The organism is Microbacterium sp. (assembly GCF_040394595.1).
Lineage (GTDB): Bacteria > Actinomycetota > Actinomycetes > Actinomycetales > Microbacteriaceae > Microbacterium.
Genome location: NZ_JBEBSA010000002.1, coordinates 269,219 through 282,840 on the forward strand (window position 1 = coordinate 269,219; position 13,622 = coordinate 282,840).

General features: G+C 70.5%; 15 protein-coding genes. 11 read left to right on the forward strand and 4 right to left on the reverse strand.

Translation table 11 applies throughout. The annotated features are described in order from the left end of the window. The first annotated feature begins 7 nt into the window (after positions 1-7). A complete protein-coding gene (locus ABWO84_RS04025; RefSeq protein ID WP_353113207.1) occupies positions 8-664 on the forward strand; it encodes a DNA-3-methyladenine glycosylase in 657 nt (218 codons plus the stop codon). A gap of 80 nt (positions 665-744) precedes the next feature. On the opposite strand, the gene ABWO84_RS04030 is transcribed toward ABWO84_RS04025, so the two are convergent. After that, positions 745-1,341, reverse strand: a complete 597-nt coding sequence (locus ABWO84_RS04030) for a VanZ family protein (RefSeq protein WP_353112772.1) — start codon at positions 1,339-1,341, stop codon at positions 745-747. Positions 1,342-1,421: 80 nt separating this feature from the next. Next, a complete protein-coding gene (locus ABWO84_RS04035; RefSeq protein ID WP_353112774.1) occupies positions 1,422-2,072 on the reverse strand; it encodes a hypothetical protein in 651 nt (216 codons plus the stop codon). 224 nt (positions 2,073-2,296) lie between these two features. Between ABWO84_RS04035 and rpmB the strand changes: the two genes are divergently transcribed. From rpmB to ABWO84_RS04060, 5 genes are all read left to right on the forward strand, one after another. Beyond that, complete coding sequence (gene rpmB / locus ABWO84_RS04040; protein WP_188755758.1) at positions 2,297-2,533, forward strand: 50S ribosomal protein L28; 237 nt, start codon at positions 2,297-2,299, stop codon at positions 2,531-2,533. Beyond that, a complete protein-coding gene (gene rpmG, locus ABWO84_RS04045; RefSeq protein ID WP_046014935.1) occupies positions 2,533-2,703 on the forward strand; it encodes a 50S ribosomal protein L33 in 171 nt (56 codons plus the stop codon). The genes rpmB and rpmG overlap by 1 nt, the downstream gene beginning before the upstream one ends. Positions 2,704-2,705: 2 nt before the next feature. Continuing rightward, on the forward strand, positions 2,706-3,011 hold the full coding sequence (rpsN, locus tag ABWO84_RS04050; RefSeq protein WP_353112777.1) for a 30S ribosomal protein S14: 306 nt from the start codon (positions 2,706-2,708) through the stop codon (positions 3,009-3,011). 247 nt (positions 3,012-3,258) lie between these two features. Next, complete coding sequence (locus ABWO84_RS04055) at positions 3,259-3,546, forward strand: HU family DNA-binding protein (protein ID WP_050724056.1); 288 nt, start codon at positions 3,259-3,261, stop codon at positions 3,544-3,546. A 253-nt stretch (positions 3,547-3,799) separates the two neighbouring features. Further along, complete coding sequence (locus ABWO84_RS04060) at positions 3,800-5,770, forward strand: bifunctional copper resistance protein CopD/cytochrome c oxidase assembly protein (RefSeq protein ID WP_353112780.1); 1,971 nt, start codon at positions 3,800-3,802, stop codon at positions 5,768-5,770. A 27-nt stretch (positions 5,771-5,797) separates the two neighbouring features. On the opposite strand, the gene ABWO84_RS04065 is transcribed toward ABWO84_RS04060, so the two are convergent. Next, positions 5,798-6,862 (reverse strand): hypothetical protein, encoded by a 1,065-nt coding sequence (locus ABWO84_RS04065; protein ID WP_353112782.1) that lies wholly within the window; start codon positions 6,860-6,862, stop codon positions 5,798-5,800. A gap of 59 nt (positions 6,863-6,921) precedes the next feature. Here ABWO84_RS04065 and ABWO84_RS04070 point away from each other — a divergent pair, with 59 nt between their 5' ends. From ABWO84_RS04070 to ABWO84_RS04080, 3 genes are all read left to right on the forward strand, one after another. Continuing rightward, a complete protein-coding gene (locus ABWO84_RS04070; protein WP_502915386.1) occupies positions 6,922-8,313 on the forward strand; it encodes an ATP-dependent DNA helicase in 1,392 nt (463 codons plus the stop codon). Between the two features lie 68 nt (positions 8,314-8,381). Next, positions 8,382-9,659 (forward strand): serine hydrolase domain-containing protein, encoded by a 1,278-nt coding sequence (locus tag ABWO84_RS04075; protein ID WP_353112786.1) that lies wholly within the window; start codon positions 8,382-8,384, stop codon positions 9,657-9,659. Then, the gene (locus tag ABWO84_RS04080) at positions 9,656-10,522 is read left to right on the forward strand and encodes an EamA family transporter (RefSeq protein ID WP_353112788.1); all 867 of its coding nucleotides are present in this window, start codon (positions 9,656-9,658) and stop codon (positions 10,520-10,522) included. Before ABWO84_RS04075 ends, ABWO84_RS04080 begins: the two co-directional genes overlap by 4 nt. A 7-nt stretch (positions 10,523-10,529) precedes the next feature. On the opposite strand, the gene ABWO84_RS04085 is transcribed toward ABWO84_RS04080, so the two are convergent. Then, positions 10,530-11,207: a hypothetical protein gene (locus ABWO84_RS04085; protein WP_353112790.1), complete on the reverse strand. Its 678-nt coding sequence runs from the start codon at positions 11,205-11,207 to the stop codon at positions 10,530-10,532. An 81-nt stretch (positions 11,208-11,288) separates the two neighbouring features. On the opposite strand from ABWO84_RS04085, the gene corA reads away from it, so the two are divergent. Then, positions 11,289-12,305, forward strand: a complete 1,017-nt coding sequence (gene corA / locus ABWO84_RS04090; RefSeq protein WP_353112792.1) for a magnesium/cobalt transporter CorA — start codon at positions 11,289-11,291, stop codon at positions 12,303-12,305. Positions 12,306-12,307: 2 nt separating this feature from the next. Further along, complete coding sequence (locus ABWO84_RS04095; RefSeq protein ID WP_353112794.1) at positions 12,308-13,615, forward strand: cation:proton antiporter; 1,308 nt, start codon at positions 12,308-12,310, stop codon at positions 13,613-13,615. Positions 13,616-13,622 lie beyond the last annotated feature (7 nt).

Consider the following 13,622-nt stretch of genomic DNA (forward strand, 5'->3'; position numbering starts at 1 on the left):
CGGACGGATGCTGCGCCCCGCCACCCGCGACGAGCTCGCCGGGCTCCCGGTGGAGGTGGCGCCGCTGCTTCTGGGCGCGGAACTGCGCACGGTCGTCGATGGCGCGGAGGTGCGGCTGCGCATCACCGAGGTCGAGGCCTATCACGGCAGGGGCACCGGCGATCGGCCAGATCCGGGATCGCATGCGCGCATGGGCCGCACCGCGCGCAACGCCACGATGTGGGGCGAGCCGGGACATCTCTACGTGTATCTGAGCCACGGCATCCACGCCTGCGTGAACGTGGTCTGCGGCCCCGAGGGGCAGGCGGGCGGGGTGCTGCTGCGCGGGGGCGAGGTCGTCGCGGGCGCCGAGACCGCCGCCGCGCGCTCCCGGCGGGCCGGACGAGACCTGGCGCGGGGACCGGGAAGACTCGGCCAGGTCGTGGGCCTCACCCACGCGGCCCACGACGGGATCGACGCGATCACGGGCTCGCCGCACGCCGGCGCGGTCGCCGCTCTGAGGCTCGGCCCGCCTCTCGCGGAGATCGCCTCCGGCCCGCGGGTCGGCGTCGCGGGGGTCGCCGGCACCGATGCGTTCCCCTGGCGCTTCTGGATCCCGGGGGATCCGACCGTCTCGCCGTTCCGGTGGGGCCGGGGCGCCGCGGAGGCCGCGCGAGCGCTGTGAGCCGGGTCCCCGGTGCGGCGCGTGCCTGCGGCGTTCGAGAAGGCATCTGCCGAAGGCTTCGGGGATGCCTTCTCGCACACTCAGCGAGAGGCGGCGGATCCCGTCGGCTTCACCGACCACCGGAAGCGGTCGGCGAAGCGGGCGAACCAGGGGAGGCGGCACAGGATCACGAGCAGGAGATAGCCGGCCACCCCGCCGACCACGTTGGAGACGAGGTCGCTGCTGTCGGCGATGTGCCCGCCCCCGAAGTAGCTCTGCGTCACCAGCTGGGTCAGCTCGATCCCCAGGCTCGTCGCCGTCACCGCCAGCAGCACCTTCCACCACGACGGCTTCGTGAAGAGGAGGGAGAAGAGCATGCCGAGCGGCAGGAAGACCAGCGCGTTGATCGCGAAGTCCATGAACTCGTAGTCCGCGAAAGGGACGAACACGATCCCCTGCATCCAGTCGTCGAAGTCGGTGAACGGGTTGCTCGTGACGAGAGGGTGGAGGTAGATCGGGAAGATCGTGTTGCCCACGATCCCCGCCGCATAGATGCCGAGGGCTGCGGCGACGAGGGCGCGGGGGATCGAGAAGAGCTCCTTCGCCCCGAGTCGCCACAGCAGCAGGGCGGAGACCGCGATGCCGAGAGGGATGACCACCGGCAGTACGGGGATCTCCTGCTGGAAGGATGCACTCACGGCCATCGAGCCTACCGACCGCGGGCGCCGGGTCGCGGTGCGCGGCTCCACCGGCTCCTGTCGGAGAGCGCCCCGGGATCTCAGCCGAGCAGCTGCGCCATCGCGATCCCGATCGCGATCCCGACCGCGAGGCCGATGAGCGCGGCGATGATCACCAGGTTCCCGCCCTGCCGCTTGTACATCGTGACGAAGCTCGTGGTGGTCTGCCAGCGCGGATCGCGGTCGATCGCAGCGAGGGTCTCCGGGGTCACGCGGTCGTCGAGCACCGAGATGTCGGGGCTCGCGGCGTCGAGCAGCACCGCCGCCGGCGCACCCTTCACGATCCCGTAGCGCTCCGGGAACAGCGCGTACACGTCTCGCGGCGCGGAACCGGCCGGGATCACGCGCACGGAGGCGAGGCGCCCGGGCTCCGGGGCCCCGGGGAGCAGGAGCGTCGCGGTGCGGGTGCGCTGACGGGGGTAGAGGCGCCGGATCCGTCCGATCGCCGGCTCTCCCTGGATCGCTCCGCCGGCGATCATCCGCGACCGCTCGACGAGCCGGTCCTCGATCCGTGCGACCATGCTCTGGCTCACGCCGAGGTTCGACAGCGTGATGCCCAGGATGACGAGAGGGGCCACCGGCAGCAGGATGATCCCGCGCGGGAACCATGCGCTCATGACGGTCAGCCCCAGCAGGGCGCCGAGGACGCCCCCCGCCACGATTCCGAAGATGCGCTGTCTGCTCCAGTCCATGCCTCCATCCTGGCAGGACGTCCGGTCAGTGCCGCATGCGGGGTCTTCCGATGCGCAGTCGGGTGAGGAAGTGATCCGTGCTAGACTGACTCTTTGTCTGCGCGCGCTCCTGTGCGCAGTTCGTCCCCCTCTTCTCGGATCGGCCCCGTGTCGTGCGTGGAGAAGGGGGCAGACAAGGGATCTTGGGTGGGGCCGTCCGGCCTCACGGTAATGAAGGAGTCATCATGGCAGCAGTGTGCCAGGTGACCGGTGCTGTTCCCGGCTTCGGTCACAACATCTCGCACTCGCACCGTCGGACGAAGCGCCGCTTCGACCCGAACGTGCAGAAGAAGACCTACTACGTGCCGTCGCTCGGCCGTAAGGTCACCCTGAATGTGTCCGCCAAGGGCATCAAGGTGATCGACGCGCGGGGCATCGAGAGCGTGGTCAAGGACCTCCTTGCGAAGGGTGTGAAGCTCTAATGGCGAAGAAGGCTCAGGACGTCCGTCCGATCATCAAGCTGCGCTCGACGGCGGGCACCGGTTACACCTACGTGACCAAGAAGAACCGTCGTAACACCCCCGACCGCCTCGTGCTCAAGAAGTACGACCCGGTGGTTCGCAAGCACGTCGAATTCCGCGAGGAGCGTTAATCATGGCGAAGAAGAGCAAGATCGCTCGCAACCAGCAGCGCCAGGTCGTCGTCGAGCGCTACGCCGAGCGTCGCGCCGAGCTGAAGAAGGCCCTGGTCGACCCCAACTCCACCGACGAGCAGCGCGAGGCGGCCCGCGTGGGCCTCCAGAAGCTGCCGCGCAACGCGTCGCCGGTGCGCGTCCGTTCGCGCGACGTCATCGACGGCCGTCCGCGCGGTGTCCTCACGAAGTTCGGCATCTCGCGTGTCCGCTTCCGTGACATGGCCCACCGTGGCGAGCTGCCCGGCGTGACCAAGTCGAGCTGGTAAGCAGTCTCTTCAGAAGGGGCGGGGTTCTTCGGAGCCCCGCCCCTTCTGCACGCCCGGGCGTCGCATGCACCGGCGAAAAGTGTGACTGATGTGACTGGAGTGAAGCGACACGCCGCTCAAAACACCCGAAACCCGCGAAATGACGCGGAAATCGGGGTGGTGGTTGATACATTCATTGCGGTCGTTCGACCAACGGAGGAATCTCCGAACCACAACGATGCGACGGATGTCGTCGCTGGAGGATGACATGGCTGACAAGTCCATCACCAAGACCGAGCTCGTCGCGAGCATCGCTTCCGCCACCGGCCAGAGCCAGGCCACCGTCTCGGGTGTCCTCGACGCGCTGTTCTCCTCGGTCTCCGACGCCGTTGCCAAGGGCAGCAAGGTCTCGATCCCGGGCTGGATCTCGTTCGAGCAGGTCGCGACCGCGGCTCGCACGGGCCGCAACCCGCAGACCGGCGCCGAGATCAAGATCCCGGCCGGCAAGCGCGTCAAGGTCACCGCTGGCTCGAAGCTCAAGGCTGCCGTCAAGTAAGACCGCGTCTTCCGCAAGGCCGTCGCCCTCCGGGGCGGCGGCCTTCGTGCGTCCGGCCCCGTGCGTCCGGCCCCGTGCGTCCGGCCCCGTGCGTCCGGCCCCGTGCGTCTGCTCCCGGTCCGTCTATTCGTCACAAAGTGCCGGTATTCGGTTCGAATTCCGGCACTTTGTGACGAATAGACGGGGGCGTGTGCGGGAGCGGGCAGGGCAGGGCCGGGCGAGGGCGCGGACGGTTCCCGCCTAGGCTGGAGGGGTGAAGTACTACCGCGTCGCAGGCATCGCGATCCTGATCGTCGCCGCCGCGGCCGCGCTCATCATCGCCCTGGTGCTCGGCGGCGGCGCCGCCAAGCTGGTGTTCGCCGATCCGGGCGCCGTCGTGCGCTGGTCACTCCCGGCCTCGAAGCTGGTGGTCAACCTCGCCGCCGCGGTCATGCTGGGCTCGTTCGTGCTCGCCCTCTTCGGGCTGAAGGCGGGGACCCGCCCCTTCGAGATCGCCGTCGACACCGCCTCGATCGGCGCCGCGGTCTTCACCGTGGCCTCCGCGGTGGGGGCCTTCTTCACTTTCCTCGCGGCCTTCAACGCCAAGCTCAGCACGGGGCCGCAGTTCGGCGAGCAGCTGGGCCGCTTCCTCGTCGCGCTCCCCCTCGGGCAGGCCTGGCTCATCACCGTGCTCATGGGCGCTGCCGTGACCGTGCTCGCGTTCGCCTGGCGTTCCTGGGTGGCGACGCTCCTGATCGCCGGCCTCGCCGCGGCATCCTTCCTCCCGCTCGCGACCCAGGGCCATTCCGGCGACCTGGCCGGACACAACGTGGCTGTCAACGCGATCCTGCTCCACACCGTCGGCGCCGCGGTGTGGCTCGGCGGGCTGCTGCTGCTCATCATCCTCCGGGGCCGCAAGGACGTCGACCTCGCGGTGCTGGTGCGCCGCTACTCCTCGCTCGCCCTCGCCGCGTACATCGTGGTCGCAGTCTCGGGCATCGCCCGGTCGGTCGTCGCGATCGGCACCTGGGACCGCCTGTGGTCGCCCTACGGCGGCATCGTCATCGTCAAGGCGTTGCTGCTCGGCGGGCTCGGCCTCCTCGCCGCCTGGTACCGGCTGCGCCTGATCCCGAAGCTCGAGGGGGAGCGTCCGCAGCGCTGGTTCTGGATGCTGGTGCTCGCCGAGCTCGCCCTGATGGGCCTCGCCTCGGGTGCGGCAGCCGCCCTGGCGCGCACGCCTCCGCCGGTCGGGGACGCGCCGCCCCCGAACCGCACTCCCGCCGAACTGCTCACCCGCGAGAAGCTGCCCCCCGAGCTGACCGTCGACCGCTGGTTCACGTCCTGGGACATCGACGTGCTCTGGGTGGTCGCCGCGGGCTTCGGCCTGGTGCTCTACCTCCTGGGCGTCCGCCGGCTGCGCCAGCGGGGGGACAGCTGGCCGATCCACCGCACGATCTTCTGGATCCTCGGCCTGTTCCTGCTCGTCTGGGTGACCAGCGGCTCGATCAACGCCTATCAGGAGTACCTGTTCAGCGTGCACATGCTCGGGCACATGATGCTGTCGATGGCGATCCCCCTGCTGCTGGTCGCGGGCGCGCCGATCACGCTCGCGCTCCGCAGCATCCAGAAGCGCGAGGACGGCACCCGCGGCGGCCGGGAGTGGATCATGTGGGCGGTGCACTCGCCCTTCGCCCGCGTGGTGACCAATCCCTTCGTCGCCGCCGGCATCTTCATCGGCTCGCTCTGGGCGTTCTACTTCACCGATCTGGTGCGCTGGTCGATGTACGAGCACCTCGGGCACGAGTGGATGGTGATCCACTTCCTGATCTCGGGCTACCTGTTCGTGATGAGCCTGGTCGGGATCGACCCGGTACCCTACCGGCTGCCCTATCCCGGACGCCTCATCATCCTTATCGGTGTGATGGCGATGCACGCCTTCTTCGGTATCGCGATCATGATGCAGCAGGGGCTGATGGTCGCCGAGTGGTTCGGGTCGATGGGGCGCACCTGGGGGATGACGCCGCTCGAGGACCAGTACGCCGGCGGGGGGATCGCCTGGTCGATCGGCGAGATCCCGACGCTCATCCTCGCGGTGACGGTCGCGATCCAGTGGTCGCGGTCGGACGACCGACTGCAGCGCCGTCGCGACCGGCACGCCGACCGCACCGGCGACGCCGAGCTCGAGGAGTACAACGCGAAGCTCGCGGCGCTCGCGGAACGGGACCGCCGGCGCGGCGACGCCTGATCCCGGACGGAGCGACCGGATGCGGGATTAGTCCGTGTCGCCGGGGGAGCCGACTCTGATCGACGCCGAGCCGTTCGGCAGGATGGTGATCGTGCCGTCGACCTGGAACGGGACGTCCTCGTTGACGTGCTCGATCGAGCCGTCGAAGAGCGATTGGATGTCGACCTCGATGTGCGCGACGGCGTCGGTGGGAGGAATCTGCCAGTGCGCCCCGTCGGGCTGCACCGACACCTTGGGCTGCGTCGTGATCGACCACTTCGGCAGGTTGACGATGCGGTTGCGCACCTCGAGCCCGAAGGGGCAGGCGGTCGGCTGCAGCACCTGCTGCGTCGCGCAGGAGGCGAGGAACTCCTCGACCCTCTTCTGCACGACGCTGCGGAACTTGTCGGTCGGCTGCGCCTGCACGTCGACCGGCGTGTTCGCGAGCGGGGAGTCCGCGAGCACGCCGACGCCCGAGCTCTGCGCGATCGCGGTGTCGACGGTCACCGAGTAGATGCCGGGGGTGAAGACCAGCATGTGCAGCGGGTCGAGGGGCTTCGCGTCCGCGCCGTCCTTCGAGACCTGACGGCGGTCGAGCGCGAAGCCGTTGACCGCGAACTGGTCCGAGCCCCGCACCACCAGCGCCACCTCCGCGAGAGGGCTGGTCGCGAACCGCCAGTTCGGCGTGACGCCCGCCCAGCCGTCCTGCACCACCTCGAAGGTGCTCGACCCGGCATGACGCCCGGCCACATAGTCGACCGTGACGTGCGCGACACCGTTCTCGACGGTCTCGGAGCGCACCTCCACGTCGGTGAGCGGCGCCATCGCGTCATGGCGCAGCAGCGCCTCCGAGGCGGTCGGCTCCAGCCCGGCCGCCTTCAGCGCCGCGCTGTCGACGGCCACGCCGGGCACCTGCAGGGCGTCCGCGGCGCGGCCGCTCGCGAGCAGCTCGAGGTAGCGCTCGACGAAGGCGGACGGCCCGTAGAACTGCTTGTACAGCGTGAGGCCGCCGGCGCCGAGCGCGGCGACGAGCAGCACGCCGATGAGCGCCAGCAGCGTCAGGTCCGCTCCGAGGCGCGCACGCCGCGGAGCCCCTGCCTCCGGCTGCTCCATGGCGCCAAGTCTAGAAGGGCGGCCCTGTGACGACGCCCAGCGCGCGGGCCCGCCGTAGCATGGTGGGCGTGTCCCTTCCCGCCCTCTCCGACGAGCAGCTCGAGCTGTTCCGGCTGATCGAGGACACCTCGGAGCACGTCTTCGTCACCGGGCGCGCCGGTACGGGCAAGTCGACGCTCCTGCGGCACTTCGCCTGGAACACGAAGAAGCAGATCGCGATCTGCGCGCCCACCGGCGTCGCCGCGTTGAACGTCGAGGGCCAGACGATCCATTCGCTGTTCCGGCTCCCGATCGGGCTCATCGCCGACACCGAGATCGACCAGTCGGATGCGACCCGTCGCATACTCAACGCGATCGAGACCCTCGTGATCGACGAGATCTCGATGGTGAACGCCGACCTCATGGACGCGATCGACCGGTCGCTGCGGCAGGCACGCGGGCGGCGGGCCGAGCCGTTCGGCGGGGCCCAGATCGTGATGTTCGGCGACCCCTACCAGCTGGCTCCCGTGCCGCCGCGCGGCGACGAGCTGCGCTACGTGCAGGATCACTACCGCTCCTTCTGGTTCTTCGACGCCAAGGTCTGGACCGGCGGTGTGGCCGACGAGGGCGGGATGCTCGACCTCGGAGCCCACGGCGCGCGGCTGCACGTGCGCGAGCTGGTGCAGATCCACCGGCAGTCGGACGACGGGTTCAAGTCGATGCTCAACGCCGTGCGGTACGGCCGCGTGACGGCCGAGATCGCCGGGGCGCTCAACGGTCAGGGGGCGCGCACGCCTCCCGACCCCGAGCCGGGTGAAGCGCCGATCATCACGCTCGCGACCCGCAACGACATCGTGAACGGCATCAACGCCCGGCATCTCACCGCCCTCGGCGGGCGGGAGCAGACCGCCCACGCCGAGATCAACGGCGACTTCGGGCGCGGCGAGTCGAACTACCCCGCCGAGCTCGAGCTGAGGCTCAAGGTGGGTGCGCAGGTGATGTTCCTCCGCAACGACGTCGCGATGCAGGGCGAGCCCCCGCGGTGGGTGAACGGCTCGATCGGAACGGTCACCCGCATCCTCGGCGGCTCGGTGCGGGTCGAGATCGACGGCGAAGAGGTCGACGTGGAGCCGGCGGTGTGGGAGCGGCTCCGTTACGCGTACAACCCGGGGACGAAGACGCTCAGTCGCGAGGTCGTCGCCGAGTTCACGCAGTTCCCGCTGCGGCTGGCCTGGGCGGTCACGATCCACAAATCGCAGGGCAAGACCTACGACCGGGCGATCGTCGACCTCGGATCGGGGGCGTTCGCGCCCGGGCAGACCTACGTGGCGCTCAGCCGCCTCACCTCCCTCGACGGCCTTTATCTCTCCCGCCCGCTGCGCCCCAGCGACATCCGCGTCGACCCCGACGTCACGCGGTTCATGAGGGAGGCCTGGGAGGCGCGGCAGGCGGCACAGGCGCCGAACCTCTGAGATCGCTGTGGGGGTTCTCCGAGCGGGCACGTCTAAACTCAGGTGACACCTCCCCGGGAGATCCATCCATGCAGCTTCGTTCGTCGCGCCGCGGGCGCGCCATCGCCGGCATCGCCGCCGTGCTCGCCCTGGTCCTGACCGGATGCACCTCGTCGCAGACCTTCAGCTACGAGCCGCCCAAGCAGGTCGACGGCAAACTGCCCGACGACCTCACCGCGCAGATGAAGACCGCCGTCGACGAGGCCATGGCCGCCACCGGCTCCTCCGGCGCGATCGTCGGGGTGTGGGTGCCGTGGAGCGGGTCCTGGGTCACCGGGATCGGCACGCAGGGCGGCGGGGACGACACCAAGGTCACCGCGGACATGTCGTTCCGGATCGGCGACGTCACGCGCATGATGACCTGCGATGTGCTCTACGCGCTCGCCGACGCGGGCGAGGTGAAGCTCGACGCCCCCGTGCCCGACTACGTGTCCGGCGTCGCGTCGCTCAAGGACGTCACGCTCGTCGACCTGTGCAACGGCACCGCGGGGATCGGCTCCTCCGAGGCGGCCGCGAAGCCGCTGTGGCTGATGACCCCCGACCGCCAGTGGGCGCCGCTGCAGCTCGCCAGCTTCGGCCTGGGCAAGCCGCTCACGGCTCCCGGCGTGGCCTACGACGGCTCCGACGCCGGCTACCTCATGCTCGGACTCGCCCTGGAGCGCATCACCGGTCTCTCGGCATCCGAGCTGATCTCCAAGTACGTCACGACGCCCCTGGAACTGCACGGCACCTCGCTTCCCGCCCCCGCCGCCGCGAAGCCCGAGCCCGCTCCGGCCCTGAAGGGCACCTACGCCCCGCAGGTCGAAGGCGGTTTCGACTGCAAGGCGCCGGTCGACATCACCAAGATGTCGTCCAGCACGGGGTTCACCGACTCGGGCGCTGTGTCGACCATCGCCGACCTCGGCCGCTACGTGCAGGCGGACGCGCGGCAGGCGCTGCGCGACAAGGACGCCAAACCCGGGCGCTTCGACGCTCCGCTCCCGGCCAGCGCGAACGCCGACTCCTGGTTCCAGGCCACCGGCGGCGCCTTCAAGGTCGGCTCGATGATCGGCCAGCACGGCTGGACCCCCGGATACATCACGGCCGCCTACTCCGACCCGGCGACCGGCTTCACGGTCGCGGTCACGATGAACAACTCCTCGGCGGGGAGCAGCCCGGCCGCCTATCTCGCCTGGGAGCTCGCGGCGATCGCCTCGAAGGCACCGGCCGCGAAGGGTGAGACGGCTCCGGAGTTCGGCCTGCCGTTCACCGCTGAGCAGTACCGCGACGCGATCAACTCCGCCCCGCTCTGCAAGCCGGCCGGGTGACCGGAGGCGCTCGCGGACCGGCGATCGCGCTGGTCGGCGTCGGTCTGATCTGCCAGGAGGTCGGCGCCTCGATCGCGGTGCGCCTGTTCCCGCAGCTGGGGCCGCTGGGCATGGTGATGCTGCGCCTGGTGTTCTCGGCGCTCATCCTCGTGATCGTCGCCCGCCCGCGACTGCGCGGTCACTCGGCGGCCGCGTGGCGGTCGGCGCTGATGCTCGGCGGCGTGCTGGCCCTGATGAACGGCGCGTTCTACCTCGCACTGCGCGAGCTGCCGCTGGGCGTGACGGTGACGATCGAGGTGCTCGGCCCGATCGCGCTCGCCGTGGCGACCGCGCGCTCGCGCGTCGCCTGGCTCTGGGCGGGGCTCGCGGTCGCCGGCATCCTCGCCCTCGGCGGGGGCGGCTGGGACCGGCTGACGGTGAGCGGCGTGCTGTTCGCCCTCATCGCCGCCGCGAGCTGGGCCGGGTACATCCTCTCGTCGGCCCGGGTGGGGCGCGAGTTCGCGAGGCTCGACGGTCTCGCGCTCGCCATGGCCTTCGGCGCGCTGCTGTCCCTGCCGTTCGGCGTGGTCGACGCGGGCGCCGCGCTTCTGCGTCCTGAGCTCGTGGCGCTCGGGGCGGCGGTCGCCGTGCTGTCGTCGACGATCCCCTACGCGCTCGAGCTGATCGCTCTGCGCCGGCTGTCCACCGCGGTGTTCGGGATCCTGATGAGCCTGGGGCCGGCGATCGCCAGCCTCGCGGGCTTCCTGCTGCTGGGGCAGCACCTGTCGCTGCTGGAGGTGCTCGGCATCGCGCTGGTGATCGTCGCGAGCGCCGGGGCGGTGTGGGCCGGACGGGAGCGCCCGTCGGCCGAACCGGTCGCCTGAGCGCGTCTCAGAGCCGCGTGATGACGAGCCAGGCGAAGACCATGCCCAGCAGTGCGCAGATCACCCAGGCCGTGGAGGCGGAGGCGTACCAGGTCTGACGCAGCTCCAGGCCGAGGCGCCGCGGATCGTCACGGGGGAGGGTGCGCAGGGCCCTGCCGGTGATCCAGAGGGTCGGCAGCATCAGGGCGAACACGAGGACGAATGCGCCGAGCTGCAGCGCCGCCCACCAGGAGCGCCCGCCGCTGCTGACGGCGTCGAGACCGGAGAGCAGCGCCAGCGGGATCCGGCTCGGCCCGCAGACCGCCACGAGCCCGAGGCCCCCGAGGATCAGCACGACGATGCGCAGGGCGCGGTCGCCCGGCCCCACCGCGACGCGCGGGGGCGCGGGCAGCCGTTCGGACCCCCACCGCGCGGGCGTGCCGCGGGGATGCTGCCGGGAGTTCCAGAACATGCGGATCGTCGCCCGCAGTGCGAGCGGCCACAGGAGCACCGCGACGACGACGGCGATCAGCCACCCGAGGAGCTCGTTCGCCGTGATGGGCAGCCCGAGGCGCTCGAACAGGAAGATGAGCCCGATCCAGGCGGCGAGGAGGGCCGGCACTCCGACGACCACGGCGCCGACGGCGATCGCGATCCGCGCGGCGCGCGACGGCCCGACCGGGGCGGCGGAGTCGGGCGGTGTCATGACTGCGACGATACCGGCAGCCTCGGACGGCCCCGGCGGGGTGCAGGGTAGAGTCATCCCGGCACTGCGAGAGGGGCGGGGATGGCGATCGTCGACAACGGCATCTACGTGGACGGCGTCCGCACCGAGAATCCGCGGAGCCTGGACGAGACCTTCGAGTCGATGCGCGACCGCGGCGGGATGGGGTGGATCGGCCTCTACCGCCCGGGAGAGGACGAACTGCGTGCGGTGGCCGACGAGTTCGGCCTGCACGAGCTGTCGGTGGAGGATGCGCTGCGCGGCCATCAGCGCCCCAAGATCGAGCGGTACGGGAACGTGCTCTTCGTGGTGCTGCGGCCGGCGAGGTACCTCGACGAGGAGGAGGAGGTCGAGTTCGGGGAGGTGCACGTCTTCGTCGGCCCCGACTTCGTGGTGACGATCCGGCACGCGGAGGCCCCCGACCTGTCGCGGGTGCGGCACCGGATGGAGGCGGACCCGCTGCTCCTCGCCCGCGGCCCCGAGGCCGTGCTCTACGCGATCCTCGACGAGGTGGTGGACGAGTACACGCCGGTGATGGCGGGTCTCGAGAACGACATCGACGAGATCGAGGCCCAGCTGTTCCTCGAGGATCAGGACGCCACCCAGCGCATCTACGAGCTGGCGCGCGAGGTCATCGACGTGCAGAGGGCGACGCAGCCCCTCAGCGCGATGGTCGAGGCGCTGCTCAACGGCGGCGAGAAGTACGGCGTGGACGAGGAGCTGCAGCGCTATCTGCGGGACGTGCACGACCACACGCTCCGGATCTCCGACCGGGTGAGCACCTTCCGCAGCGTGCTCGACAACGCTCTCACCGTGGAGTCGACGATCGTCGCCCGCCGGCAGAACGAGGAGATGCGCCGGATGACCGAGGCCAGCATCCATCAGGGCGAGCAGATGAAGAAGATCTCGAGCTGGGCCGCCATCCTCTTCGCGCCGTCGATCATCGGCGGGATCTACGGCATGAACTTCGACGAGATGCCCGAACTGCACTGGGTGTTCGGATATCCGATGGCACTGGGGCTGATGCTCGGACTCGGCGTGGTGCTGTACGTGGTGTTCAAGCGCAAGAACTGGCTGTAGCCGTGGCGGTGTTCCTGATCGTCGGGTTCCTGGCGATCGCGCTCTGGTCCCTGGTCTCGCACCGCCTCACCCGCTGGGGCATGGCGGGGTCGATCGGCCTGGCCGTGCTCGGCGCCGTGTCCGTGGTCACCGACGTCGACGGCTTCGGCACCGCGATCAACGCCCCGTCGTCGCTGCGGGTCGTCGGGCTCGTGCTCGCGGTGCTGCTCTTCGTCGACGCGACGGACGTGCGCGGCGACATGTTCGGCGGCGAGGGGCGGGCGCTCGCGCGTCTGGTCTTCCTCGCCCTGCCCCTCTCGCTCGTGCTCGCAGTGCTCGTCGGGGCGTGGCTGCTGCCGGGCACGGGCATCCTCGCCCTGCTCGTGATGGCCTGCGTGATCATGCCGATCGACTTCTCCCCAGCCGGGAGGGTGCTGCGCTCGCACTGGGTGCCCGCGCGCGTGCGCCGGATCCTCAACGTGGAGAGCGGCTACGGCGACGGGTTCGTGTCCCCGCTGTTCAGCATGGCGCTCGCGCTCGCGGTCTTCGCCGACACGCTCTCGCACGTGGACACCGAGGCGATCCCGGACGCGACGCTCGACAGCCTCGCGGGTTCGGCGGAGAAGTTCCTGGTGGCCTTCCTCGGCGCGATCCCCGCGACACTGCTGGCCTTGGTCATCGGCGGGGCGCTGGGGACGGTCATGGGGTTCCTCGTGCGCAAGGCCCGCGACCACGGCTGGGCGGACGCCGCCGGTGCACGCTTCGTGATGCTCCTGCTGCCGCTGATCGCCTACGGGGCGTCGAGCCTCTCACCGCTCGGGACCAGCGGCTTCGTCGCCGCGTTCGTCGCCGGGGTGGCGTTCCGGGTCGCCCGGACGCAGGGGATGGAGGTGCGTGCGATCCCGCGGGAGGAGCTCGTGCTCGTCGAGGAGGTCGGAGAGGTCGCCTCGCACGTGGTGTGGTTCGTGCTCGGGGCGGCAGCGGTGCTCATGGTCGCGGAGGGCGTCGATGGGCGGGTCGTGCTGTTCGCGGCCCTGGCGCTGACGGTGCTGCGGATCCTGCCGGTGATCATCGGCCTGTTCCGCTCCGATGTGCCGGTCGCGCACCGTGTGGTGATCGGGGCCATGGGTCCGCGCGGCACCGCGTCGATCGTGTTCGGGCTGCTCGCCTACAACGCCCTCCCGGATCGCATCTCGTTCCTCGCCCTGTCGCTCATGGTCGCGACGGTGGTGGGCAGCATCCTGGTGCACGGCGTCGTCGCGCCGCTGGTGCTCAGCCGAGCGGCCGTCTCGTCGCGGCTCGCCGCGGTGCCCGAACGCCTCCGCCGCTGAGCGGCAG

Excerpts from the sequence above, each read along its gene's own strand:
- ABWO84_RS04055 (WP_050724056.1), top strand. The coding sequence starts at position 3,259 with ATGGCTGACAAGTCCATCACCAAGACCGAGCTCGTCGCGAGCATCGCT.
- ABWO84_RS04075 (WP_353112786.1), top strand. The coding sequence starts at position 8,382 with ATGCAGCTTCGTTCGTCGCGCCGCGGGCGCGCCATCGCCGGCATCGCC.
- rpmG (WP_046014935.1), top strand. The coding sequence starts at position 2,533 with ATGGCGAAGAAGGCTCAGGACGTCCGTCCGATCATCAAGCTGCGCTCG.
- rpmB (WP_188755758.1), top strand. The coding sequence starts at position 2,297 with ATGGCAGCAGTGTGCCAGGTGACCGGTGCTGTTCCCGGCTTCGGTCAC.
- ABWO84_RS04070 (WP_502915386.1), top strand. The coding sequence starts at position 6,922 with ATGGTGGGCGTGTCCCTTCCCGCCCTCTCCGACGAGCAGCTCGAGCTG.
- ABWO84_RS04085 (WP_353112790.1), bottom strand. The coding sequence starts at position 11,207 with ATGACACCGCCCGACTCCGCCGCCCCGGTCGGGCCGTCGCGCGCCGCG.
- ABWO84_RS04065 (WP_353112782.1), bottom strand. The coding sequence starts at position 6,862 with ATGGAGCAGCCGGAGGCAGGGGCTCCGCGGCGTGCGCGCCTCGGAGCG.
- ABWO84_RS04035 (WP_353112774.1), bottom strand. The coding sequence starts at position 2,072 with ATGGACTGGAGCAGACAGCGCATCTTCGGAATCGTGGCGGGGGGCGTC.
- corA (WP_353112792.1), top strand. The coding sequence starts at position 11,289 with ATGGCGATCGTCGACAACGGCATCTACGTGGACGGCGTCCGCACCGAG.
- rpsN (WP_353112777.1), top strand. The coding sequence starts at position 2,706 with ATGGCGAAGAAGAGCAAGATCGCTCGCAACCAGCAGCGCCAGGTCGTC.
- ABWO84_RS04025 (WP_353113207.1), top strand. The coding sequence starts at position 8 with ATGCTGCGCCCCGCCACCCGCGACGAGCTCGCCGGGCTCCCGGTGGAG.